The organism is Silvibacterium bohemicum (assembly GCF_001006305.1).
Classification (GTDB): Bacteria; Acidobacteriota; Terriglobia; order Terriglobales; family Acidobacteriaceae; genus Silvibacterium; species Silvibacterium bohemicum.
In genome coordinates this window covers 662,330-685,467 of the sequence record NZ_LBHJ01000001.1, presented here as the reverse complement: position 1 = coordinate 685,467, position 23,138 = coordinate 662,330, and the positions used below count along the sequence as shown (strand labels likewise).

Genomic DNA, 23,138 nt, shown 5'->3' with positions numbered 1-23,138 from the left:
ACAAATGGCTATCCGCGCCGTGTCTTCAAGCGTAGGCGGGGAGACCCCGTCCATCACAGCTATCACCCGCCGGAGATGGAGCCGGAGTTATCCATCCGGCTGCAAAGAATGTACGAATCATATCTGCGAGGAACCTCAAAAACGGCAGCCTGTGCAAGGGTGAATATTACAAGGGAAAGGGCCGAAGATCACAGGAGGTTTGCCGCCCTTGCTCGAGTACAAAATGCTATAGACGTAATTCCCTATTTTGTTCAGTGGAATGATCACCGGCGCATCCATCGACCCATTGAATGTCTCGTTTATTGCTTCGTTGCTCGGGTTGCCACCGTTAAATTCCACCTTGAATTCCGGATGATTCGGCGTTTCGCATCTTACTTCCAAGACGCCTCCAATCTCGCCATGACTGCGTACCTGCAGTGCATCCGGATCGGGCGCTGTGTGAATAATGCTGACGGGCCTATGGGTTGGTTTTAAACTCTCCATTTTGATCCTCGCTCTCCTGGGAAATTAGCCTGAATGTCAGGCGATTGGAATCTGCGGGGGATATATCGCGGTAGATGCTCGAACGATGATCGAGCATAGAGGCCAAGCAGCTTACGAGCTATTCATTTGTCCTCCTATCGAACGAACAAGAACACGGCAAGCAATCGCCTCTCAGAGATCTCTGATGCCAGATGGCCGGTCGACTTCCGCATTTGTCGACTTCGCCCGGATCATCTGCTGGTAACGTAGATCCTTACGCAGAGATTCCATATCGGATAAAGGAGCGAGCTGAGCAGCGCTGGCGCCCCTCCGAAAAGATGAAGCCAGCGTGGCCAGTGCTTGATCGCGTTTCCCCAATATCTCTAGGATTCTAGCTTTATAGAGCTGCGAGTCCATGTCGTTGGCTCCCAGGGAGTCAGCCTTTTGCATAAGCACAAAGGCTTCTTGCGAACAACCCAACTTTGCTCGGTAAAAGGCCAGAAGCATCCAGCCGGGGCCGTTGGTTTTGTCTGTTTCCAGATGAAGCTCCGCCGCCTTCGCCGCGCGCAGAAATGCGGACTGCGCCTGGCTTCGGCTATTCGGCAGCGCAGAGTAACACTCTCCCAGCTCCAGCCAGTTGATATCGTCGGCCGGGTTAAGCTCAGTCGCTTTGAGCGCAAAGGGAAGAGCCTCTTTATACTTTCCCTGATAACGCAGAGCCAGCGACATATTCTGCGCTGCTTCATCAAACATAGGATCTACGGTAAGACTTTTCTTCAAGCTCTCGATGGCAGCGGCAAAATTCCCCGTTTGGACATACTCCACGCCCAGATTGCTCCAAACCAGCGAATTTCCTGGAGCGGCTACGGTTGCGTCGCGCAGATACTCGATCGCCTTCTGAAATTTTCCTTGAGCGTGTAAGACAAACCCTAGCTCGTTGTAGGCAAGCCAGTAATTGGGTCGCTCCTTTAAGACTCTTTCGAACGTCTGTTCAGCGTCAGTCCATCGTTCCAATCGACCGTAAAGTTGAGCCTGCCACACAAGTGTTTTTGGGTTAGAGGGGTCTAGGGCAAGCGCTTTGCCGAACTCGCTTAGTGCTCCACGCTCGTCGCCGGTTAACTCCGATACCAATGCCAGAGCAAGATGGGCATCCACCAGGTGCGGTTCGAGTGACAGAGCAACCTGACAGTTCCCGCGTGCAAGGTCCAGCGCGCCCGGATCACGTCGTATTCCGTAGAGACGGCCGTAGGCGATGGCCAGCTCTGCGTGAGGCTGCGCATAGTGCGGATCTAGTTCAATCGCTTCTTTGTACTTTTCGATAGCCGCATCGAGACCGCTGTCATTGGGCAGCTTCATCAGCGCTTCGGCGGATTGAAAGGCGATATAAGCGGAAGCAGATTGCGTGCCCTGGTCGATTCGCGCCCGGCCCTGCAAATAGCCGTTGACATCGAGAAGCCGTGCTGCAGCCTGGACCGCTTTGTCAGAGAGAGACGTGATATCCGCGAATGCGCATGTAACATCTCTTTCGCGGATCGATTTATTCGAATAGGGATTCAGCAAGCGCAGTATCAGCTGAAGATGACTTACTCCCGGAACTGCAGATGCGGCCAAAATCAGATTCGCTCCAAGGGGATCGCTGATCTCCCTTAAATGAGCATCGGAGGGAACTTCCTGGTGTGCGTCCTCCGGAGAAATCACGAAAAGGTTTTTGTCGAAGGCCTCCAGTCGCTCAAGTTCTCTCTGAATTGCACTGAGAGCGCCAGATAGCATAGGAGCTAATTTGTTATCGGAAGTCCTTGGCCAATTGAGCAGCGCGACGAAGCGCTTAGCCGGCAGCGGATGTAAGAAATCTTCGACGGAATCTTTCTTCCACCAGGCGACGCCGGCCGCACTACAGGCACCCGCAGCCGCGACTCCGATAAATTTGCGCCGGGTCCACGATCTGCCTGGTTTGAGGCTTAGCGACTCCAACGTTTCCTGAAACGCTCGGCATCTACGCTGTGGATCTTGATCGAGGCATGCCCTGATCAATTGCGCGCAAGAAGCAGGTACGCCAGATAAGCTAAGTGACGGGCTGACCACGGGAGATGTTGAGTCTGTCGCCTTAATGGGCTTTTTACCTGTGAAGATTTCATGCAATACAACGCCTAAGGCATAAAGGTCGCTAGCCTGCGATGGGGGATGGCCCATCAATACCTCGGGCGCGATATATGCTGGAGTTCCTGCGATGATGGCCGGGCCGGGGAATGTGGGTTCTGCTTCGAACGCGCGAGCCAATCCAAAATCGGTGATCCACACCCGGATATCTGCTCCTGCCCCGTCGAGCATGAGGTTGCTCGGCTTAATGTCCCGATGAACGATACCGGCCGCATGGATCGCGGCGATTCCTGCGGCAATTCCCTTAAGGATCGCCTGTCCCTCCTCAGTCGAAATCGGAGTCGATTCCCGAAGCTTGGCGGCCAGAGTCTTGCCCGGCAACAGCTTCATGGTGAGGAACAGGAAGCCCGGCGGCGGTTCCTCACAATGAAAGATGTCATAGATCGGACATAGGTTGGGATGGCTCACCTCGCGTGCCAGCAAAACCTCCCTGGTAAATCTCTGCTGAAGGCCGGGATCGGCAGCTATCTGCGGGAGGATGGTTTTGAGCGCCACGTGTACGCCGCACAGAAAACTGTCTTCCACCTCATAGACCTCTCCCATCCCTCCTTTCGCAACGAAGCGGACAATAGTAAATCTGTCGATCAGTATCTGGCCGGTTCGCAGCCGGCCGGCACGAGCGCCATTTCCGATCCAATCATCGAATCGATTCGCGTCTCCCGGCGAAGCCGTATCGGTCGATGCTTCATGCATGAAGTCCAGAGGCCCATGCTGAAGAAAGCTACCGGCCACGGCATCTTCAGCGAGAAGCTCTTCGACCAATCTTCGCAGGGCAGGATCGCTCGGGGATATCTTATCGAGGAAGGCAGTCCTCTCTTCCGCATCGAGAGCCAGCGCGGCTTCGAACAGTTGCTCTGCGGATTCTCGTCGATTCGACATAATCCTCGGCCCATCCAAGAGCCTGATTTACGGATATTGTTGCAAGCGACTGACACATGACCGCCAACAATTTGTAGATCGAATAACCTGCTTTGCGTGCGGTTACAGTTTGGAGCTATAAACCGTCTTCTTCAATCCGGACTCTGCGAACCTGGGCGAGTCGTAGCACGGAGTGATAGAGAGCTTATATCAATTCAAGCGGGAGGTCAGCCTGTTATTGGATACTCATGAATGAAACTCACAACGAGAGGCCCCGGAGACACTGTCTCCGAGGCCCCAATAGCTGTCTAACCCTTTGTCATTTCATGGCTACCAGTACATGTGTGCTGCTGGAAACCATCGCCTCCTGGACACGGACCCTCGCCTCTTGCTTGGACATGGGAAGCGCGACATTCACAGAAGCGGCGGGACAGAGAACTTCGCTGAGGAAGTACTGGTCGCCATACTTAGTGAAGATGAGTTTAGAGTCGTAGTCCGAGGCATGAGCATCGGGGCGGGTCGTGGTGAATACGGAATGACGCTTGTCGAGGCTTTGAATCAAGATCACCCCGTAGTCCGCAGGAACAATCGTATACGTGCCTGGAGGAAGCAACTTGTTGCCCACAGTGAAATCGAAAGGCACGTTTGCCTGAACCCCGGGATCCTGAGCCAACGCGCTACCCGCGGCAACAAAGCTTGCCAACGTAATGACCAACATTGCTGTAATTCGTTTCATGGCAATATCTCCATTTTCTGAAGTGTCTTGATCGACCAGCTTCATTCCTTAATGCGGAATCAAATGGAAAAAGGGGCAACGCCATGGAATCGATTTGAGAAATAAAGATTGCGTGAGGGTTTGGTCTGCAAAGAGGCGCGCTTTGCGAAGGAGGACTAAGCAGCCCATCACTTGCATCTTTGGCAAAGCCGGAGATAAACAGGGACATCTCCAGCAAAAGATCTTCCAGAGAATCTGGAGGCCACTCTTGACGCCGTTCTTATATCGGGAGAAAAAATCTGACGTACCTTTTTTATAGGTACGTCAGATCCCGCTCATTTATTTGTCGAGCTGAAGAGGAGTAACTGCACATTTCCTACTTCGAAGCGGCTTTCGATGCTGCATCGAGAATCACATTGGCAACCTGCGCCGGCTGAGCGAGCATAATGACATGGCTGGAGGCGACGGTGGTGGTTGTCGCGCCGATCTTCTTCGCCTGCGTTTTTTCGAGCTCGGGTGAAATGGCCCGGTCGTTGGCTGCGACGATGTACCACGAAGCCTTCGACTTCCAAGCTGGATTGGTGACTTCGCCCTTCATGGCACCAACGCTCGTCGGCACCTGGGTCGCGGTGAGAATCGCAATCTCTTTGGCAGAAAGGTCTTGAGCGAAGTCCTCAGCAATGCCCTTAGGAGTGAGTTTGAGAAATCCACTCTTGTCAGGACGCAGCTCTGATCCGATAGGTGTTTGAACGCTGGTGATGAGACCAAAGGCAGATTCGCCCTGGTCCGGAGCCACGGCCGATATATAGACGAGTCCGGCGACCTTAGGATCGTTCCCGGCTTCGGTGATGACAGCTCCACCGTAGGAGTGACCAACCAGCAATACTGGCCCATCCTCGAGAGCGATTGCCCGCTGCGTTGCCGCAATGTCGTCCGCAAAGGACGTCAGCGGAATCTGGACGGCAACAACATGCAGGCCCTTCGCTTCCAGCAATGGAATGACCTTCGACCAGCACGAACCATCCGCCCACGCCCCATGAACGAGGAGTACGGTTTTTGCCCCTGAGGCGGAAGATGTTTGCGCTGTCGCCTTGGCGGCAGAAAGAATGATCGTGAGTAATGCGGCACACGCCACTGCCACATTTCCAAAAGACTTGATTGCTTTCAATGTGTTTCTCCTTATATATGTGAAATATCTGCCCAAAAAATCGAAGTTATTCTTGAGAACTCATACGGACGGAGCTAATGCGAAGAAACACACATTCTTATGGCATTTTCACATTCGCTATCCTGTTACATCCGAGCTTAGTTTTGGATAAGGAAAAGCATCTAGGTGAAAACGATTAGAACTTGGTGATTCCTGCTGCATATGTTGAGAACAATTGAAAAAACAATGTGTAAAGCCCTGAATCATCGGGCGTACAAGCACCGTGCGCCCATAAGAGGGGCATTCAAAATGTCGAAGACTTGAAGCAACAGAAAATCGAGTCTGCCGATCTTACGCAGCCGCGGAACTGCGCTTGGAATTATTGGGGTAGGCGTTCTCTACGCCGGGTAGAATCTCCACAATCTGAAAGTAGCGATCCCAGAAGGGCGTTTCCCGCAGAGCTTCCACGAGAAATTCGTATGCGAGATGATCCGTCGCCTCCCATATCCAGACATCGGTGACCCGGGCTGAATAAAACTCCACATCATAGAGACGTAGGATTACTTCGGGAGAATGCTTCTTCAGAATTGGCTCAACGTGTGTAGCCAGGAGCCGAGACCGCTCCTCTTTGCTGAATCCATGCCACTCTGGCATCGATTTCACCAGCATGAACGCGGTGAGCACGATCTTTCTCTGCTCCGTCGCACGCCCCTGTTTGTCCTCAATCATTTTCTGTCCTTCTTTCCATGCGATCTTGGACATAGAATATGAGCGAAAGCTCATGTGCGCTACTCGCATTCCGCCCAAGGCAAAACCAGGCCGCCGCAAGCTCTAGACCCTCGTAAACAGCCGACGCAATCGCGTGCCACCGAGACAGTGAACGCCGTACTCGAAGCGGCAGCTCGCATATTGGAAAAGCATGGCTTCGAAGGCTACACCACCAATGCCATCGCCGAACGCGCCGGCGTTAGCATTGGTTCTCTCTACCAATATTTTCCCGGCAAGGATGCCGTGACGGTTGCGCTGATCGAGCGCGAGTTGACTTTATTGTCAGCGGATGTGACCGAAGCCGACTCCATTGCGGACTATCGCGACGCGATGCATCACTTGATCAAGGCCGCGGTGACTCACCAGATGAGACGACCCAAACTCGCACGCTTGTTGGATTTTGAACAGAGCCGGCTGCCCATCGCTCCGCGCATTCGGCATGTAACCGACGCGATACATCGGACACTCCTACGGACATTCAGCCGGCCCGGCGCTCCTTATATCAGGAACATGCAGGAAGCCGCCTTCGATCTAATCGCCATCGCGAAGGGTATTGTCGATGCGGCTGGAGAACGCGGCGAGACGGATGCGCATCGACTTGAGGAACGAGTGCGCCGCGCCGTATATGGCTATCTTGGTATATCTTCACCGTCGCGACGTGGCCTTTAGTGAGCAAGCGACAAGACCGCCGCTCAGATATTTTTCCGGAATGCACCGGCAGAACAGATGACTGCCACGTACACCATCCTCTGAGAAGTAAGCCCTCATCATGCGCAAAGCTCAATAACAGTGCCGCACCAATAGATGTAAAGAGTTCGAAATGCGGGTCGCCAAATCCCGTCAGGGGTGATCATTGCTACTAACAGCGGAGATTCGAGAGGCGCGGCACAAACCCAATTTCACCTGCCAACTCAATGTACGAAATCATTCCAATTGCGCGCTATTGTCCGCAGATGAGATCAGGTTCGGCAGCTGGGATCTCCCGCGCTCAAATCGACAAAGCGATTTACGAGAAGGAACTCATGCTTCGGCGGGGGCGCATTCCAACATTCGAAGCAGGGATAGGACGAGCCTCCGGACATCACGAGGCTTCTGTACCCGTAGAGAGTGTTTTGTCCAGTTCTTTGAGCCGGGTAATTTTTTCGACGATTGCAAGGTTAATGAAGTGATTGAGAGAGATCCCTTCAGTCTCGGCAAGAACTTTCGCTCTGGCGAGCGATGACTGCGGCAACCGTAATGCAAAACTGCGAGCGATGTTCTCCGTTTGGCCCATACTGAGTGTCTCCGTCGAAAAACCAACGATACATTCTAATACCGTAAGTGGATCGGCATTCCCTTTGTTGTCCTGCGGTATCTTTTGCTGCATTTGCCTGAAGCGACTATTTCAAATAGCAATCGTTAGCGAGGACTGGAGGCTTTCACATCGAATGCTTCGCCTCATGCAACGAACATTTCCACATGAACCGCATCATCCCGTCGGCATTCTCATCTATCTGCTTTTCGATTTCATTCTTAACCTGCTCGATGGCGCCCCTGCCGGCTTCAGAAAGATTGTCCTGCTTTAGGACATGGCTAAGCAGAAGTAAGGCCTCGAGGTCGCAGGCACGCTGCTGTGAATCCGTGCTTCCGGCAGTCAACAAGTCGTGTGCTCTGGTCAACAATACTTTTAGGTCCTCTCGCGAAGGCGCCGGAAAGCCGCAGCCTCGGCGTACGATGGCGCGGGTGGCAAGCCACGTGATCGCGGCCAAGAGTGACAGGAACAATAGGACAGTAAAGGTGAACACCGTAGGATGTATCGTCCGGCATCCCAACCTAGAAAGCCATGTGACTTATGTGGCACAGGCAACCACCATCGCATCAATCAACATCTATGTGAGGCCGCCTTGCCCCATATCTAACCAGCCTAGCTTGACATCACCGGCAACATCATTGAAGCTGCTGCAGATGGCCGGAGAGAAAATATTCCTGGCCCCTAACCTAGCGACCTCCTCCACCTAATCTATTGGTCGAGACTTAATCGATTTACATCCTTGAGTCTGCCTCCGCCTATAGTTCGGAGATACAGCCTGCAAGTGTTCTTGTCGATAGGTGGACTGTCAACCTCACCGAAGTAATCCCCGATGTTGACGATGATTGGAACCTGCCATGATTTCCGCCGAAAGTAGAGAGAGAATAATTTCAACATCTTCACACAAAGCATCTGATCGGATGGAAAAAGGAGCTTCTCATGTCCGACGAACGCAGGCAGCGCCTTTACTTTCCACTCCGCCTATCGGAAGCGGTGCGGCGTGAGGCCCACGAAATGGCTCACGATGACTGCCTCTCTCTCAACCAATTCATCAGCGTCGCGGTGGTAGAAAAGATCTGCCGGATGGAAGAAGCGAATCGGCGAAATCAAGAGGTCAAAGGGCATACGATCAGGCCGTGGGATAAATCCAATGTGGCGCGGCACTAGATTCCGCCGGTCGACGTGACTGGCAAAGCTGGTAGAGAGCTTTGACTCACTGGAAAATTGTAGACGTAGAAGTGCTCGAAAAATTGATCGCGCTCTGAGGAAGAAATGGCAGCGAGAAGGCGAAGGCATACGTTACTTGAACGCTGACGACGCATGTGGGGCTATCGGTGCCGTTCACGGTATCGCAAGCCGCTCCGGTCGAAGTCGTTCCTGGCCAGGTTGTGACCACGCCCACCTTACTGCTCATAATGCCAGGCGGGATATTGCTATTCACGAAGCTCGTGACTTGAGCGCTGGTAGCGGTGCAACTGAACGTAGCGGGCGTCGTACACGCTGTGCCATTCCACGACGAGCCTCGTACCATCGCATAGCGGGTCGCCTCCCTCGCCGCGTTCACCACATAGTGTTCGGCGAAGACGGCACGCGATCCATCGATAATCCCAAAGACGCACGCCAACACCACACTGAGCGCCAGAGCGAACTCGACTAGTTCGCTTCCCGATTCATTCCGTTTGAGGCTCATGAAGCGCGAGGTTGCAGGAAAGGCTGCGACCGCGCCCGCGTTGTCCTCAAGCGTCACGCCCATTTCAATCTCCTCCGGATCGCATCTCGGCGCTGCCCTGCAGGACGATGGGATTGGGAATTCCGGGATAGATGAGGAGGGGAGTGTAGGAAAAAGAGGTGGTGACTTTCACATAATTTACGTAGTTTTCGGCGCAAGTCGGGGGTGTGAGGCAGCCGGAGACGGCCGAGCTTCCATCGTGGCACTCGCATCCATAGGTGGCATTCGCGCTCGAGAGCGCAAGACCCGGCACGTCGAGCCTTGCAGCGGCGACCATTCCTGCAGTATTGCTGGGATTCTGAGCTCCATAAAGCGCACCCGCGTGGGCGGCAGAGGACACTTCAATAGCCAAGGAATAAGCCCGTCCGAAATCGATGGTGGCCACCATCATGAGGACGAGTATCGGCAGGATGAGGGCAGCCTCGACGAGGCTCGATCCGTCGGATTCTGCGCGAAATCTGCGATAGCTGATGGGCAAGACGCCCCTCCCTTGCGCGAACATCATTGCACCAGCTCGACATTGTCGCCGTTCAGAGGCGATCCGCTTTGCAGTGTGGCATAGTTATTACCGAAGCCACTTAAAATGGCTCCGGTGAAGGTAATATCTTTGGCTACGAGGATGTTATAGGACGCAGAGACAGCGTTAAGGTCATAGTCTAACGGCGCATCGGGAAGATAAATAGCGCCTGTGAATAGGCTGCTGCTCAGTATATTGGAGAAGTTTCCGAGAGCGGTCACACCGTGCGCCTGAAAGAACAAGACCCCGCCATATTCGCCGCTGGTTGCCGCGGATAAAGAGACGGTACTAAGCCCGAGGAGTGAGGCGGCGCCGATGGAAAAGCTGCCTATGGTCCCCTGGTTATAGAACATCACGCCATTTCCGGTGATTGTGGAGATCGCGGAGATGTTGATGCTGAGGCCCCCGGTCGTCCCTAGCAGACCGGGCCCCTGGCGAAGAATATAAACGCCGGGCGTGAAGGTGATATTGGTGAGCAGGCCCGCGATAATCGAGATTCCTCCACAATAAACTCCTGGGTGGAAGACGATATTGCTGCCCAGTCCCAGTGTGATGAGGACCTGCGACGACGATCCGGTATAAGGCGAGCCGGTGCTGGTGCCACACGTGCCGCTGGCTGCTGCGGGGGCGGGCAGGTATGCGAGAGGATCGGCCGGCTGCGGAACCGGAACACCGGTATGCGGCGGAGGGCTGGTAGTGCACAGCAGACCAGAGGCGCCGCCGGTGATATTGATGCTGGGTACGTTGATCGCTAGGCCTACGGCGCACGAAAATGCATTCGCGGCACTGGATTCATCTACGATGCCGCAGGGGATATTCATGCCGAGAGCGGCAGTCATCTGGATAGCCGGTGCGCCGGCGGGATCGAGCGCATAGATGCAAGGACCACCGACTCCACGTGCCGCTTCCGCCCGCGCGCTTATCGGAACTGTACTTATCCCGAGAATGCGCGCGAAATAAGTAGGCACATTTTCGGTGACGATAGCTTCCGCATAGTTATAGTGGGGCGCGCCGGCGTTAGGATCTGTGCTTAAAGAGCAGGGCGGATTGTTGACGGTCAGCGTGAACCCGGGGCCGGCGGTGCCCGCACAGTTGGTCAACGTTGTAGTGACGGTGTACCCATTTTCCGCCACCGCCTGTTGCGCCGCTGCTTTCATGGCTGGGCAATTCGAAGTCGTCCCGCAGATGCGCACTTCGATAGCTGCCGCGAGGGCCGCAGCATCGGCGACCGTCTGCAGGGCTCGCTTCTGGTAGCGAAGATTACCAATATCAATGGCCAGGCCCATGAATCCCAGAAGGACGACCATGCACAGCGCAGCCACCACCAGCGTTTGGCCGCGGTCGTCCGCCAGGCGGGCAAAGACGCTCGGAATGGGAAGGCGCTCGCGCATATTCGTCCGCTACTCGTGGCCCTCCATCCGGATTACGTCGCCGATCTGAATCCCGGCTTCCTGGATCTTTCCCGCCGAGAGCTCGAGGACGCTGCGCACCGTGAAGCTCACAGAGGTGATGCGCAGCGGCGCAAGGCGTCTCCACAGCTTGGCGACGCGATGATCCCGGTCGAGACCGACGACATCGATGGAAAAGGCCATGCCTACGGTGTGCACTCCGTTGCATGGCCAAATCCATATGCCCTCGCCGCTCTCCAGGCCGCTTCTACCCAGTAGTCCACGCATGCGGCTGAAAGTCGTGTGAGCCAAACCAACCTTCGCCGCGATGACATTGTCCCGCGTGGCGTTCCAGACTGTTATCGTGCGCACGTTCGCTGCTTCCTGAGGGTTATGCCGAGTGTTTGCTGCGGCGGTAGATGATGACGGTGAGCACGAGGCCGGCTAAGATTCCCGCGACAAGTCGAATGACGGTGGTTGAGTCCATGGTGCTTCTCTCCTTCGGTATGGTGAGGGTCCGGTTAAGATGATTGCCTTCCGGGTGGACGAGGCAACCATGCGTTATTTCGAAATGGTTTGAAGTCCGCTGCTGATCTCCAAAACAGCGGGCCCCAGGAGAACGATAAAAAGGCATGGGAAAATGCAAAAAACCAGCGGGAAGAGGATCTTTACCTTGGTCTTCGCCGCAATCTCTTCAACCTGCTGCCGCCGCTTCAACCGGAGATCTTCTGCGAACGTGCTGAGGCTCTTGGCAATCGGAGTTCCGAAGCGATCCGACTGGGTGAGCATGCTGGCAAACGCCGTCAGCTCTGTCAGCTTGACCCGCTCGGTCAGATTTTGCCAGGTCTCGAGACGCGGCCGTCCCGCTCGTTGCTCAAGATGCACGCGAGTCAATTCGTTGTACATGTCGGGATGCCCCACCGCGATCTCCTGGCTTACGCGCAGCAGAGCTTGGTCAAGCCCCAGGCCGGCATCCACGCAGATGACCAGCAGATCGATGGTGTCCGGAAGGCTGCGCCGGATGCGATCTTTCCTGCGCCTCGTCTTTTCGGTAAGCCAGATGCCCGGAGCCAGATAGCCGACGCCTGCGCAGATCATCACCCAGAGAAGGGTGTTGTCAGTGATGAAGCTGGCCCCGAAGGCGCAGGCCAAAGGAGTAAGAAACTGGGCGGCGAAGAAGATGTCCGGAGCGGCAGCGGCGCGGTAGCCGGCCGCGGCCAGCCGGTTCGCCGATTTGATACTCCCCCCCATGCCGAAGCGTGTTCGGACCTCGCGCAGGAGTCGCAGCAGCCGCCCTTCCAGCTGCTGCCGCCGGCTCAGGGCTTGCTGATCCGGCCGCGCTATCACCATGATGTCCAAAGCCCGTTTGGTCATCTTGCGCGAGCGCTCCATCATCGGCATTACGATCAATGCGAGGAGACAGAAGGACGCGATCCCGAGCGTTAACGCGAAGAGTATCTGCGACGTCATTGGCTAAACCTCGATCCCGTTCACGATATTGCGAATGATGAAGCCGCCGACCACGAGCAGCCCGCCCCCGACATAAAGCATCTTTCGTCCAGTCGCGTCGTTGAGCAGAGTCTTGGAGTATCCCGGATTGACGAAATTGATGACCACGAGCAGTCCGACGGGGAGAAGACAGAGAATCCATCCGGTGAGACGTCCCTGCGCCGTATGCGTCCTGATGTCGCGCTGAATCCGCATCCGCTCCCGGACGACGAAGACCAGCCGGTCGAGCACCTCGACCAGATTGCCGCCCGTGTCCCTCTGGACCAGAAAGGCTGTCACCATCACTTGCAGATCCTTCGACGGGACCCGGTCCAGCATCTGCCGGAAGGCTTCGCTGATCGGCAGGCCATAATTCTGCTTCTTGATGACCTCTTGAAACTCGACTCCAGCCGGCTCGGGCGCGTGCTCGGCGACAATGGCCAACGCAGCGACCAGCGAATGGCCCGCCCGGATGGAGCGAGCGCAGGTCTCTACGCATTCGGGCAGTGCGGCGTCGAATGCAGCCAGGCGCTTGCTGCGCCGGAAGCGCAAGTACGCCAGCGGCAGGTAGCCCGCACCAAGAGCGGCGGCAGCGGCAAGGAGCAGAAGAGATGTCGTCAACCATGTCGCGAAGAACACCCCTGCTGCCGCTGAGAGCATGATGATCAAAATGGTAGAAGCCGAGGATTGAACATGGCTCTGCAGAATCATTCGCTGCAGATAGCGTCCGATGCTGGTGCCGGCGAGGATCATCTTGAGAGATCCGAGACTTTCGTCTTGCGCGACGACCAGACGGCCATCTGCCCCATAATGATCGGCGTCCAACTCGGACGGCATACCCAGGACTTCGGCAAACCTGCTGTGGACCGCCTTTTGCCGCTTGCCCGGGCGCATGCCTACGGAGACAACCGCAAAGACAAAGATCAAGAGGAACAGGAAGACGAGAATGATGGGGAGCATGAGATGGCCCACGTTACACTTCCACCGAGTGGTTGATGAGACCTTGAGGTAAAGGAAGACCGGCGGCAGTGAGCTTCTCGTTGAACTTGGGCATGATGCCGGTCGAGTGAAAACGCCCTTTCGTCTTGCCGGTAGGCGTGACTCCTTTTCTTTCAAACAGAAACAGATCATTCATGCTGACCGTGTCGCTGAAGGCGCCGGTGAGCTCCGAAATGTGCGTGATGCGGCGGCTGCCATCGCTCATGCGCGCCACCTGAACGATGATTTGAATGGCTGATGCGATCTGGGCTTTGATGGCCCTCTCCGGCAGACGGATATCGCCCATCATGGCCATGGTCTCCAGACGCGACAGCGCATCGCGAGGCGTGTTGGCGTGGACAGTGGTCAGCGATCCGTCGTGGCCGGTATTCATAGCCTGCAGCATATCCAGAGCCTCTTCGCCGCGCACCTCGCCAAGCACAATCCGGTCGGGGCGCATGCGCAGAGCGTTGATCATCAACTCACGCTGGCGGACTGCTCCCCGTCCTTCCACATTCGGCGGACGCGTTTCGAGGCGAACCACATGATCCTGCCGCAAAAGCAGCTCGGCCGAGTCCTCGATCGTCACAATGCGCTCGTCTGCGGAGATGAACGACGAGAGGACATTCAAGAGCGTGGTCTTGCCCGTTCCCGTGCCGCCCGAGATCACGATGCTGACCCGCCCCTGCACCGCGCGCTGCAGAAGCTCAAGCATCGGGCGGGTGAGGGTGTGCGAGTGAATCAGATCTTCCGCGGTGAGCGGAGACTTGCCGAAGCGGCGGATGGAAAGGATAGGCCCATCGATAGCCAGCGGCGGAATGATTACGTTGACCCGCGAGCCATCGGCCAGGCGCGCATCGACCATGGGCGAAGACTCGTCCACGCGGCGGCCCACCGCCGAGACGATCTTCTCGATGATGTGCATGAGGTGGCGATCGTCCTTGAAGACGATGGTGGTCTTCTCAAGCCGGCCGTGGCGCTCTACATAGATGGAGTCGTAGGTGTTGACGAGAATGTCGCTGACCGTCGGATCATGAAGAAGAGGCTCGATCGGGCCCAGGCCAAAGACCTCGTCAACAATCTCCTGAGCCAGCTTCTCGCGTTCGGGAGTGCTCAGCGGAACTCCATGCTCGGTGAGCAGTCGCTGAATGAAGGCAAAGAGCTGCTGCTGACCGGCGCGGGTCTGGTTGAATTCGTTCAAGCGATCCAGATCGAGACGTTTGATGAGCTCCTTATGAACCGCCGACTTGATCTGCTGTTGCTGGGCCTCCGGCACACTCTTCGCCGGAGCCGCCGCGGGCTGGTTCTTCTCAGGAACACTTTCGATGCTGGTCAGATTCACGCTTTATCCCTCCTTTCTGCGATCCCTGCGCGTCTGCGATCACGATGAGACCGCTCATTTCCACAGCGATAGAAGCTGCTTACTCTTTCTCGGAACATCGATACTTTGCGGCGATCCCACCACCGCTTCCGCCCAGCGGGCGAACTTGTTAGTGAGCGTCGATTTACTACCCGGCGAAAGCGGCTCGCCCAGATTGGCGGCACGGACAAAATCCCCATTGCCGGTCGGGATGCGGACGGAGATAGGCAGCTTCATCGCCTTCTCGATCTGGTCGACCTGGACGGCATCGAGGTCGGAGGCGCGATTGAGAACGATGCGCAGCTTCTCCAGCGGCGAGTGCAGTGAAATGAAGTGATCGATGCGGCGCGAGAGATCGCGGAGCGCAGAAAGCTCCTGCGTCGAAATCATGTACACATGATCGGAGGCTTCGATGACCGGATAGTTATGCTCCGCGAAGGCGTAGCCGCAGTCGGCGAGGACGAAGTCGTACTCGCTGCGCAGAAACTCGAGGGTCCGGGACACGCTCTCGCGCTCCAGCTCCGTAGCCCGGCCGCAGCCGTCCGGAGAAGAGAGCGCGTGCAGTCCGCTGCTATGCCGGCAGACCATACCCTGCAGCAGCTCGCTATCCAGGCGGCTCACGTTGCGCACCACTTCCTGAAACTGGCACTGGCTGCCATCCATGCCGAGATAGATACAAACATGTCCAAGCTCGGGCTGATGGTCAATCAACAGAACTCGCTTGCGGCACTCCCGCGCCAGGAAAACTCCGAGATTGACAGCCAGAGTTGTCGTCCCCACGCCGCCCTTCACGCCGAGAAAGGAGAGCAGCGTTCCCGCCTTGGCGGGGCGATGATTGGTCGCCGCCCAACTGCGCTCCAGCCGGTCGAAAAGCTCGCTCAAGGCAGGCTCCTGTAACGAGGTATCCAGAAACTCACTGCAACCGGCGCGCATCGCCATAAGAATTTTGCCGGAGTTCGCGTTCTTCGAGAGTGCGACCACGGTGATCTTTCCCGCGAAGGCATGAGTGAGGTACTCCGAAGTTTCGACCGCCCGCTTGGCCGACTCGTCGAAGTCGACAAAGGCGATGCAGGCTCCGGAGGCTTGAATGAGTGGCAGGAAATACGGCCGCCGCTCCTCGGAGAAATACGATCCATAGCTCTCGATGGTGGTGCGCCAGGATCGGCGTCTGACAGCCCCATCCAGACGATCGACGATCTCTGCTGGCAGGTACACAGCAATGACCATTGGATCCGGCATCTCCGGTCCGCTCGCGAATGGCATGAATCGCTCTTTGGTCATCGGATCACTTCCCTCTTAGTTCTCCGGCTTCTGTTTCGGCAGCGCGTTATCGAAGGTCTTTGAATCCAGAGCCGGCACCGGAACCTTTGGCTCGTGGATCGGCTGATCCTCGGTGAGCGGGTCGACGACATCGGGGGTCACGATGACCACGAGTTCGGTGGTCGAGTGATTGAGCGACTTCGATTTGAATAATTGCCCGAGGATAGGCACGCTCGCAATGCCCGGCGTCTTGCTATAGGCATCGGTGATGCGCCGGTCGAGCAGACCGGAGATGGCGAAGCTCTGGCCGCTCTTCAGCACCACCTGGGTGGACGCGCGGCGCGTGGAGAGAGCTGGAATCTCATAGCCGTCGATGCTAACCGCATTGGTGTAATCGAGCGCGCTGACTTCGGGCGCGACCTTCAGTTGAATCGTGCCGTCGATATTGACCTCCGGAGTGAAATCAATCTTCACGCCGTAGGGACGAAACTGGATGCTGATCGAGGTAAGACCGCCGGCACTGCCCTGCACCACCGGAAAAGGAAACTCGCCGCCCGACAGGAAACTTGCCTCCTTGCCGCTGATGGTCGTTATGTTGGGCTCGGCAAGGATCTGCAGAATCTGCTTCGTCTGAAGATCCTGCAGTGTAGCTCCGATATTCAAGGCCGAATTGAAGATAAGGAAGTTGAGTGGATCACCTACCGTGACGGACTTACCTCCCACGCTCGAAGAAGAGCTGCTGCTGCCACCCGAACCGCCGCCCGCCGTTACGGTGAGCGAAGAGGGAAATTGAGTCGTAGAAGTTTGCGCAAGGTTGTTGCCGCCGGCGCTGAAGAAGTTGAAACCGAACTGCTGGAGCTTGGACCGGTCCACTTCTACGATCCTCACCTTCAGCCGCACCTGCTTCACATGCGAAGAGTTCACGACCAGCGCATTGAAGACATCTTTCGAATACATGCCGGCCAGCTTAACCGCCGCATCCGATACTGTCGGATCACTTGCAATCCCGGAGAGCACGATGCGGCCTCCATCTCCTTCGACGTGAATATCCTCATCCGGCATCGATTCCTGAAACGAGGCGCGAAGCCTGTTGATGTCCAGATCGGAGGAGAAAAAGTAGGGCTGATTGGCGCCTGTCTCGTCCCAAACGACCAGTGAGCTGACTCCAGCATCCTTCGAAGTGACCAAAATCTGATTGGGACTGGCGATGTAAGCCGAGAGCACCGCAGGATTGGTCACATAAACGCGAGCGAGCCGATGGATGGAATTGATGAAGAGCGAACGGCCCACCAGCAGATGGATGGTCTTCTCTTCCGGAGCTACCTGAGTGATACCCGCGGCCTCGTGTCCCGGGGCGACCACCGCTGCGGAAAAGGAGCGTTGCTGCGCGCCGGCCAGCAAGGAAACGCCGCCCAGGATGCAGCACCACGCGCATCGCGCAAGACGGCGCATCGAAGTGGCTTCACGCAAGGCCACTAAAAGCTCTCCGTGGATGACTTATCGCCGTTGACCAGTTGCACGCTGTACTTTGCCGGAGCTGCAGCGGCCTTTGGTTTGCGTGGCGCGTCTTTGACTGCGGGTTTGACGACTGCAGCCTGGCCGAGCGCCGCGAGCTCTACCGGAGCTGCGTTGACTTTGACGCTATCCCCGCCGTTGCGCATGACAAAATGCACCCGCCCCTGGGCACTGGCCAGCACCGCCTTCTCGGCATCCTGCGGCGAAACGAGGATCGTAACCACATCCACGGTGGTGGGCTTCCCTTGCGGATCGGGCTCCATCTTCTGGCCTGCCGTAAGGATCTGCGCATCCTGCAACACCATGGAGGTCACAGGCATCGAAGAGGAAGGCAGCGTATAAGTAACCAGCACATCGACGTGCGTCCCCGGCATCAGGAAGCCGGCAACGCCGACCACCTGGTCGGATTTCAGCGAGAGCGCGCGCATGCCGTCGGGAATTTTGGTCGACAGCCCAAGACCCGAGCCTGCGGCCGCCAACTGCCGCTCCTGCAGCGGCTCACCTGCACCGAGTGGATACAGCGCGGTGCGGCCAACCACATCCTGCGCGCGCGTGAAGGCGCCGGCGATAGGAACAGAGTCCGGCCAATGGATCGGCTTCACGTCCTCCGCATGCAAAATCTCCCCGGCGTCGATCGGCCGCGCGGTTGCAAGATATTCCGAACGCTGCGGTGCGCTGCCCCGCGCCCTCATCATCCGGCTGCCAAACCACAGCGTGCACAGCCCAGATACGGCGAGCGCGATGAGAAAGGCTACGGTCAGTCGTCGTGAATTCATCGGTCAGCCCTGAACTTTCTGGAGATAGAAAGTCAAAAAGCTGCCCGCAGCAATGGCCATGGCATAGGGGAGCCGAAGAGTCGCTCTGTTCTCGACGTTCAGCTCCGGATGCGGAGTAAGTCCCAGGGCGAGATGATGACGCAGCAGAGAAAACATATTAGCCAGGGTGCGGAAAAGAGATCCGCGGGCCACAGCCAGGACGAGCGCCATCGCTCCGCCTACCAGCGAGGTAAAGATCAACAGATACCCGGTCCATTGCAGGCCGGTGATGCAGGCGATGGCCGCGATCAGCTTCACATCGCCGCCGCCCATCCCTCCGGCAATGAAAAACAGCAGGAAGATCGCACCCGCGATGACCGCCGCGATCAGTGATGCAAGCATTCCCTTCCAGCCATCGCAGAGGAGGTGAAGCATGAGACCCGTAACCAGCGCAGCGGCGGTAAGAAGATTCGGTATCCTACGTATCTTGATGTCCCAACCCGCCGCCACAGCTGCAAAAAGCAGGCTCGCCGCACCATAGATCATCCTGCTGTTCGTCATCACCGTTGCTTTCCTCTATGGCTCGATCTTTATCGCGCAATATGGATAGGCGCACCGGTCGCGACACGCTTCTCCCGCACAAGCTTGAGGGCAAACTTGTTTGCCTCATCTCCCAATTCCCTGCCGTGATACACCGCTCCCGTCAGATCGTTTCCGAGCTGCCGGGTTCCCGGGCATTCCCAAGCCGGTTTCTACGCGGCGCCGAGAGCAGTGGTGATGGTCCCGAATAAGGTCTTGATCGCGGTGGCCAGGGCTGTCAATGCGGCGACTGCGGCGAGTCCCACCAGGGCGGCCACCAGAGCGTATTCGATCATGTCCTGTCCGGACTCGTCCGCGATAAGGTTGTGAAACAGTTTTGCGATGTTCGTCATATCCATCTCCCGATAATGCGAATTTGTCTTACGCCAACTGAAGCGATGCATTGCGTGAAGCAAATGGAGCGCTTCGCCGGTATCGCCGAACAGATGCCTTCGCGACAACCAGATCGGTGGAGAAGAAACGCCTCGATGCGGCGAATATAGATAGATCTGCCAAAACTATCGTCCATCTATGTTCATTGCTTGAGTGCTTGCACAATGTATCGGAACTGTTAGTGCCATATTGACTAAGTAAGGTTACCGATGGCAAGTACCTCGGTGATAATTCAACGCGATACGATATCACCAGCAATATTAGGTAACACGAAATAGTTACATAGGAGGCGCATTGCTTTGTAACATCATGGATTAAGAAAGCAATCCCGCGAGCATCCCGATTTCAGAACGGCCGCATCGGAGTTTCGATTGCATTTTTTGGCTTTGGCCACCAGAGCATTTCTTTCCCTGGGAGCGTGACCGTTGTTGAGTCCGAGCATCCGGCAACATCCAAAACATTCAATTTCCTGGATAACAGGATGCACCTCCCTACTCGCGCTCTCGATCGGAGCGGCCCTGCGCCATCCCCTCTCGCTGTGGCTCCAACAGGATCGCTGGGAGATCCCGGGACAACTCCGGGAACGGATTCAGGAATGGGGTCAAACGAACATCCCCGAGCCGCTCCGCCAATGGCTCCCGCCATTCACCTGGCGCGCTGCCGCCATTGGAGTTGCTGGCGTGCTCGGCTGGCTCTTGTTGTTTCTACTGGTGGAGCGGCTCTCGATTGAGTTACGGGCGCTTGGATTCCGCCGGGATCGTTTCAAGGTTAACCGCCTGCTTGAGGAGCAGCATGTGGCGCGAGCTCAGGACGAGGCTCTGTCGCGGGAGATTCGCGAGCGGAAGTGGATGGAGGCCAAACTGCTTCACCTTGCATTTCACGACACGCTCACAGGTCTCGGCAATCGTGGCTTCCTACTGGACCTGCTGAAAGCCCGGCTGGAGACGAAGCACAAGTTTGCTCGCTCGAAGGGCTTTTTGATCTACATCGATCTTGATCGATTCCGTACCGTGAACGACATGTTCGGCCATCGCCTGGGAGATGAGCTTCTGAGGCAGATCGCCGACCGGCTCAAGAACTGCATCTCCGACGAGGACTTCCTGGTGCGCATTGGCCAGGACGAATTCGCCATCCTACTGGGCGCGCTGCGCGATACGGAACAGGTTGCTCGCACGGCCGCGCATATCCTGCAGGTGATGGAACGGCCGGTCACGTTGTGCGAGATGAGCTTCCCGCTGACAGCGAGTATCGGTGTAAGCGCAATCCACGCGCATCATGCCGCCGGCGAGGAGGTTCTGCACGCCGCAGATACGGCCATGTCCCGAGCCAAACGCAGGGGTGGAAACTGCTACGTGTTTTACGACACGGCAATGCACGACGATGCATTGTCCAAGATACAGACCACCCTGCAGCTACAGACTGCGCTCGAACGCGAGGAGATGGAGCTCTACTACCAGCCAATCATCAATCTGCGCGATGGATCCATCGCCGGCGTCGAGGCGCTGCTGCGGTGGAATCACCCCACACGCGGGCTGCTCACCCCCGGGACATTTATCTGCCTGGCTGAGGAGACGAGCTCCATCGTTCCCATCGGAAGCTGGGCGATGCGGCGCTCATGCCAGGACATACGCCGCATGCGCGAGGTTTTGGGAAGAGACTTACTGCTCAGCGTCAACATCTCCGCAAAGCAGCTGAATGAGCCATCGTTTCTGCCGACTTTGATTGGGCTGGTCGACGATTGGGAGGGCGATCCGCGCTTCCTGCAACTGGAAATAACGGAGAGCATTTTCGTGAACGATGCAGATCGCGTGGGCGATCTGCTGCACACAATTCGTTCCCGTGGCGTACGCATAGCGTTAGACGACTTCGGTACCGGATACTCGTCTCTCGGCTATCTTCGAAACTACCCGATCGACACACTCAAGATCGACCAGTCGTTTGTGCGCGACATGGGAAGCGGATCTATCAACTCCGACATCATCCGTTTTATCGTCGACCTGGCCCATGGTGCAGGCATGAAAGTGGTCGCGGAAGGGATCGAGGCCGAATCCCAGGCCGAGATGCTGATGGAATACGGATGCCGCTTCGCACAGGGCTACTTCTACAGCAGACCATTGCCGCTGCCTGCGCTCTTGCGCCGGATGGAACATGAAGCACCGATACCTTTCTTCGAGGAGCCCTAGGCGGCACGGCGGCGTAACCGCGGGTTCACGATGGATGAGAGGCTCAAGCTCTCTTGTTTGCAACCAGTGCATGATTGGCCATCGAGCGGTCTGCGCATTCTCCTGCAGGCAGACGAGAGGGATAGTTCGATAGATGGCAAGCTCGACAGCTGGTCGAGGCCGCTCCGAAAGCTCAAAGGAATAGCGGGCGCAAACATGCGCCCGCCATTCCTGCCGCTTAACGTGTCTCGAGGTCGAGTCAGATACAGCGCTACCTCGCGCCGGGCAGAAGCTGGGCCCGGCGATTGCGCTGCTGGCAGCTGTCCGTCTCTTCCGTGCAGAAGGGTTTGCTCTTTCCGTAGCTAAGCACATGTATCCGGGATCGATCGATTCCCGCCGCTGCGAGGGCTTCCATGGTCGAGGCCGCGCGTCTCGTTCCTAGCTCCTGGTTGTACTCGTCGGAGCCGCGCTCGTCGGCGTAGCCCGCGATGGTGATGGCGAGTTGAGGATGCGTCTGCAAAAACGCAGCATCTTCCGCAATCACCGCCTGCTCCTCCGGGCGAAGACGCGCGCTGTCATAGCTGAAGAAGAGATCCCGGACGTGCTGCCGGAAATCGTCGCCTTCGGGGCCGGGTGGAATGATGATCTGAGCGCCCGCAACCTCGGACGAAGACGAGGGAGGGCGGTTAACTCGAAACGATACCTGGCAACGCGAGGCCACCGAGGGATCGGAGGCGAGCGCGACCCGCCCATCGACGCGGTAATTTCCCGGAGCCAGACCTTTGGTATCGATGGTGACCATGCGTCCCTGTCCTTGAACGGCGCCGGCATTCGATGTCCACGCGTAGTCGAGGTCATGCTGCTCAGGAACGGTTAAAGCCTCTCCGACGATCTGAACCGCATCGCCGGCCGCAACTTCCTGGCTGCTCACGCTGCATCCAAACTGCACCTGCGCGTTCAGCTTGGGCGCGATCATGGGCGGAGCGCCGGCATTCTCAGTCGAACCGCTCGCCCCTCCGAAGTGAAAGACGACGCCGGTGCTTACCTGCAGCTGATTCTCTGCATCGCTATCCCCGTTGGGCAAATCCGTACGAAGGAACTGAAAGTCGAAAGCCCGAATCCCAAATCTTTCGGTGAGCCGCACATCAACGCCGCCGCCCGTCGAGTAAGAAAAGCCGGAGGCGCTGCTGGAGCTTGAAGTTGAGGTGGGGAAATAGGAGCCGGTTCCACGCGCGCCGCCCAGGAGAAACTCACCGAACGGGGTGAAACGGCCGCGATGCCAGGAAACCCTCGGCCCGGCGAGGAAAGTCATGAGCGTGAGGTTCTGGCCCAGCGAGCTGATGTTGGTGGCATGGCCAGCGGTGATCTCGCCCGCCACACCGAGCCACGAGTTGAGGTTGAGGTCCGCGGAAACGAATCCTCCGTTCATGGTGAAGCATTGGCACGAGCCCGGAGGCGCATTGGCATCGATGAAGTTATAGCCTCCCGCCACATTAAAGCGTGAAGGATATTGGAATGAGTCCGGAGCGCTCTGCTGCGCGATCGCAGCAGAGCCTCCAGACAGAACAGCGAGGAAGAGAATCGGTAACAGTGGTCGCATCGTATGTCTCTCTCCTAAA

The 23,138-nt window shown here is 56.9% G+C and carries 23 protein-coding genes; 3 read left to right on the top strand and 20 right to left on the bottom strand.

Going from position 1 to position 23,138, the window contains the following annotated elements:
- Positions 1-135: 135 nt before the first annotated feature.
- The 5 genes from XX99_RS27060 to XX99_RS02965 form a co-directional block, all read right to left on the bottom strand.
- The gene (locus tag XX99_RS27060) at positions 136-483 is read right to left on the bottom strand and encodes a hypothetical protein (RefSeq protein ID WP_156185759.1); all 348 of its coding nucleotides are present in this window, start codon (positions 481-483) and stop codon (positions 136-138) included.
- A gap of 171 nt (positions 484-654) precedes the next feature.
- On the bottom strand, positions 655-3,498 hold the full coding sequence (locus XX99_RS02980; RefSeq protein WP_050057859.1) for a protein kinase domain-containing protein: 2,844 nt from the start codon (positions 3,496-3,498) through the stop codon (positions 655-657).
- Positions 3,499-3,796: 298 nt separating this feature from the next.
- Positions 3,797-4,213 (bottom strand): hypothetical protein, encoded by a 417-nt coding sequence (locus XX99_RS02975; protein ID WP_050057858.1) that lies wholly within the window; start codon positions 4,211-4,213, stop codon positions 3,797-3,799.
- A gap of 355 nt (positions 4,214-4,568) precedes the next feature.
- On the bottom strand, positions 4,569-5,360 hold the full coding sequence (locus tag XX99_RS02970) for an alpha/beta fold hydrolase (protein ID WP_082125201.1): 792 nt from the start codon (positions 5,358-5,360) through the stop codon (positions 4,569-4,571).
- A 330-nt stretch (positions 5,361-5,690) separates the two neighbouring features.
- Positions 5,691-6,068, bottom strand: a complete 378-nt coding sequence (locus XX99_RS02965) for a darcynin family protein (RefSeq protein ID WP_197081817.1) — start codon at positions 6,066-6,068, stop codon at positions 5,691-5,693.
- A gap of 147 nt (positions 6,069-6,215) precedes the next feature.
- Here XX99_RS02965 and XX99_RS02960 point away from each other — a divergent pair, with 147 nt between their 5' ends.
- A complete protein-coding gene (locus tag XX99_RS02960) occupies positions 6,216-6,776 on the top strand; it encodes a TetR/AcrR family transcriptional regulator (protein WP_197081816.1) in 561 nt (186 codons plus the stop codon).
- A 412-nt stretch (positions 6,777-7,188) separates the two neighbouring features.
- Here the strand turns inward: XX99_RS02960 and XX99_RS02955 are convergent, their stop codons facing one another.
- Together XX99_RS02955 and XX99_RS02950 are read right to left on the bottom strand one after the other, a co-directional pair.
- On the bottom strand, positions 7,189-7,473 hold the full coding sequence (locus XX99_RS02955) for a toxin-antitoxin system HicB family antitoxin (protein WP_050057856.1): 285 nt from the start codon (positions 7,471-7,473) through the stop codon (positions 7,189-7,191).
- Between the two features lie 52 nt (positions 7,474-7,525).
- Complete coding sequence (locus XX99_RS02950) at positions 7,526-7,891, bottom strand: hypothetical protein (protein WP_050057855.1); 366 nt, start codon at positions 7,889-7,891, stop codon at positions 7,526-7,528.
- 443 nt (positions 7,892-8,334) lie between these two features.
- Between XX99_RS02950 and XX99_RS02940 the strand changes: the two genes are divergently transcribed.
- Positions 8,335-8,562, top strand: a complete 228-nt coding sequence (locus tag XX99_RS02940) for a toxin-antitoxin system HicB family antitoxin (RefSeq protein ID WP_050057853.1) — start codon at positions 8,335-8,337, stop codon at positions 8,560-8,562.
- A 46-nt stretch (positions 8,563-8,608) separates the two neighbouring features.
- On the opposite strand, the gene XX99_RS02935 is transcribed toward XX99_RS02940, so the two are convergent.
- From XX99_RS02935 to XX99_RS02880, 12 genes are all read right to left on the bottom strand, one after another.
- The gene (locus tag XX99_RS02935; RefSeq protein WP_050057852.1) at positions 8,609-9,148 is read right to left on the bottom strand and encodes a TadE/TadG family type IV pilus assembly protein; all 540 of its coding nucleotides are present in this window, start codon (positions 9,146-9,148) and stop codon (positions 8,609-8,611) included.
- Between the two features lies 1 nt (position 9,149).
- Positions 9,150-9,602 carry a TadE/TadG family type IV pilus assembly protein gene (locus XX99_RS02930; RefSeq protein WP_184084518.1) on the bottom strand — a complete coding sequence of 151 codons (453 nt, stop codon included), beginning with the start codon at positions 9,600-9,602 and terminating at the stop codon, positions 9,150-9,152.
- Positions 9,603-9,625: 23 nt separating this feature from the next.
- Positions 9,626-11,032, bottom strand: coding sequence for a pilus assembly protein TadG-related protein (locus XX99_RS02925; protein WP_050057850.1), 1,407 nt, complete (start codon positions 11,030-11,032; stop codon positions 9,626-9,628).
- A gap of 9 nt (positions 11,033-11,041) precedes the next feature.
- Entirely contained in the window at positions 11,042-11,401 is a 360-nt protein-coding gene (locus XX99_RS02920) for a DUF192 domain-containing protein (protein ID WP_050057849.1), read from the bottom strand.
- Between the two features lie 189 nt (positions 11,402-11,590).
- Entirely contained in the window at positions 11,591-12,499 is a 909-nt protein-coding gene (locus XX99_RS02915) for a type II secretion system F family protein (RefSeq protein ID WP_050057848.1), read from the bottom strand.
- A 3-nt stretch (positions 12,500-12,502) separates the two neighbouring features.
- Positions 12,503-13,489, bottom strand: coding sequence for a type II secretion system F family protein (locus XX99_RS02910; RefSeq protein WP_050057847.1), 987 nt, complete (start codon positions 13,487-13,489; stop codon positions 12,503-12,505).
- Position 13,490: 1 nt separating this feature from the next.
- Positions 13,491-14,837: a CpaF family protein gene (locus XX99_RS02905; protein ID WP_082125199.1), complete on the bottom strand. Its 1,347-nt coding sequence runs from the start codon at positions 14,835-14,837 to the stop codon at positions 13,491-13,493.
- 54 nt (positions 14,838-14,891) lie between these two features.
- Positions 14,892-16,118, bottom strand: a complete 1,227-nt coding sequence (locus tag XX99_RS02900) for an AAA family ATPase (RefSeq protein ID WP_221302299.1) — start codon at positions 16,116-16,118, stop codon at positions 14,892-14,894.
- 33 nt (positions 16,119-16,151) lie between these two features.
- Positions 16,152-17,591 carry a type II and III secretion system protein family protein gene (locus XX99_RS02895; protein ID WP_050057845.1) on the bottom strand — a complete coding sequence of 480 codons (1,440 nt, stop codon included), beginning with the start codon at positions 17,589-17,591 and terminating at the stop codon, positions 16,152-16,154.
- Positions 17,591-18,406: a Flp pilus assembly protein CpaB gene (gene cpaB / locus XX99_RS02890; protein WP_050057844.1), complete on the bottom strand. Its 816-nt coding sequence runs from the start codon at positions 18,404-18,406 to the stop codon at positions 17,591-17,593. Before cpaB ends, XX99_RS02895 begins: the two co-directional genes overlap by 1 nt.
- Before the next feature lie 3 nt (positions 18,407-18,409).
- Positions 18,410-18,946, bottom strand: coding sequence for an A24 family peptidase (locus XX99_RS02885; protein WP_050057843.1), 537 nt, complete (start codon positions 18,944-18,946; stop codon positions 18,410-18,412).
- 191 nt (positions 18,947-19,137) lie between these two features.
- Positions 19,138-19,317 carry a Flp family type IVb pilin gene (locus XX99_RS02880; RefSeq protein WP_050057842.1) on the bottom strand — a complete coding sequence of 60 codons (180 nt, stop codon included), beginning with the start codon at positions 19,315-19,317 and terminating at the stop codon, positions 19,138-19,140.
- Between the two features lie 468 nt (positions 19,318-19,785).
- Between XX99_RS02880 and XX99_RS02875 the strand changes: the two genes are divergently transcribed.
- Positions 19,786-21,540, top strand: coding sequence for a putative bifunctional diguanylate cyclase/phosphodiesterase (locus XX99_RS02875; protein ID WP_156185758.1), 1,755 nt, complete (start codon positions 19,786-19,788; stop codon positions 21,538-21,540).
- Between the two features lie 250 nt (positions 21,541-21,790).
- On the opposite strand, the gene XX99_RS02870 is transcribed toward XX99_RS02875, so the two are convergent.
- Positions 21,791-23,119, bottom strand: coding sequence for an OmpA family protein (locus tag XX99_RS02870; protein ID WP_050057840.1), 1,329 nt, complete (start codon positions 23,117-23,119; stop codon positions 21,791-21,793).
- Positions 23,120-23,138: the final 19 nt, after the last annotated feature.

Coding starts and splice junctions, on each gene's coding strand:
- XX99_RS27060 (WP_156185759.1), bottom strand. CDS start 483: ATGGAGAGTTTAAAACCAACCCATAGGCCCGTCAGCATTATTCACACA.
- XX99_RS02980 (WP_050057859.1), bottom strand. CDS start 3,498: ATGTCGAATCGACGAGAATCCGCAGAGCAACTGTTCGAAGCCGCGCTG.
- XX99_RS02975 (WP_050057858.1), bottom strand. CDS start 4,213: ATGAAACGAATTACAGCAATGTTGGTCATTACGTTGGCAAGCTTTGTT.
- XX99_RS02965 (WP_197081817.1), bottom strand. CDS start 6,068: ATGATTGAGGACAAACAGGGGCGTGCGACGGAGCAGAGAAAGATCGTG.
- XX99_RS02955 (WP_050057856.1), bottom strand. CDS start 7,473: ATGCAGCAAAAGATACCGCAGGACAACAAAGGGAATGCCGATCCACTT.
- XX99_RS02940 (WP_050057853.1), top strand. CDS start 8,335: ATGTCCGACGAACGCAGGCAGCGCCTTTACTTTCCACTCCGCCTATCG.
- XX99_RS02935 (WP_050057852.1), bottom strand. CDS start 9,148: ATGGGCGTGACGCTTGAGGACAACGCGGGCGCGGTCGCAGCCTTTCCT.
- XX99_RS02925 (WP_050057850.1), bottom strand. CDS start 11,032: ATGCGCGAGCGCCTTCCCATTCCGAGCGTCTTTGCCCGCCTGGCGGAC.
- XX99_RS02915 (WP_050057848.1), bottom strand. CDS start 12,499: ATGACGTCGCAGATACTCTTCGCGTTAACGCTCGGGATCGCGTCCTTC.
- XX99_RS02900 (WP_221302299.1), bottom strand. CDS start 16,118: ATGCCATTCGCGAGCGGACCGGAGATGCCGGATCCAATGGTCATTGCT.
- cpaB (WP_050057844.1), bottom strand. CDS start 18,406: ATGAATTCACGACGACTGACCGTAGCCTTTCTCATCGCGCTCGCCGTA.
- XX99_RS02885 (WP_050057843.1), bottom strand. CDS start 18,946: ATGACGAACAGCAGGATGATCTATGGTGCGGCGAGCCTGCTTTTTGCA.
- XX99_RS02880 (WP_050057842.1), bottom strand. CDS start 19,317: ATGACGAACATCGCAAAACTGTTTCACAACCTTATCGCGGACGAGTCC.
- XX99_RS02870 (WP_050057840.1), bottom strand. CDS start 23,119: ATGCGACCACTGTTACCGATTCTCTTCCTCGCTGTTCTGTCTGGAGGC.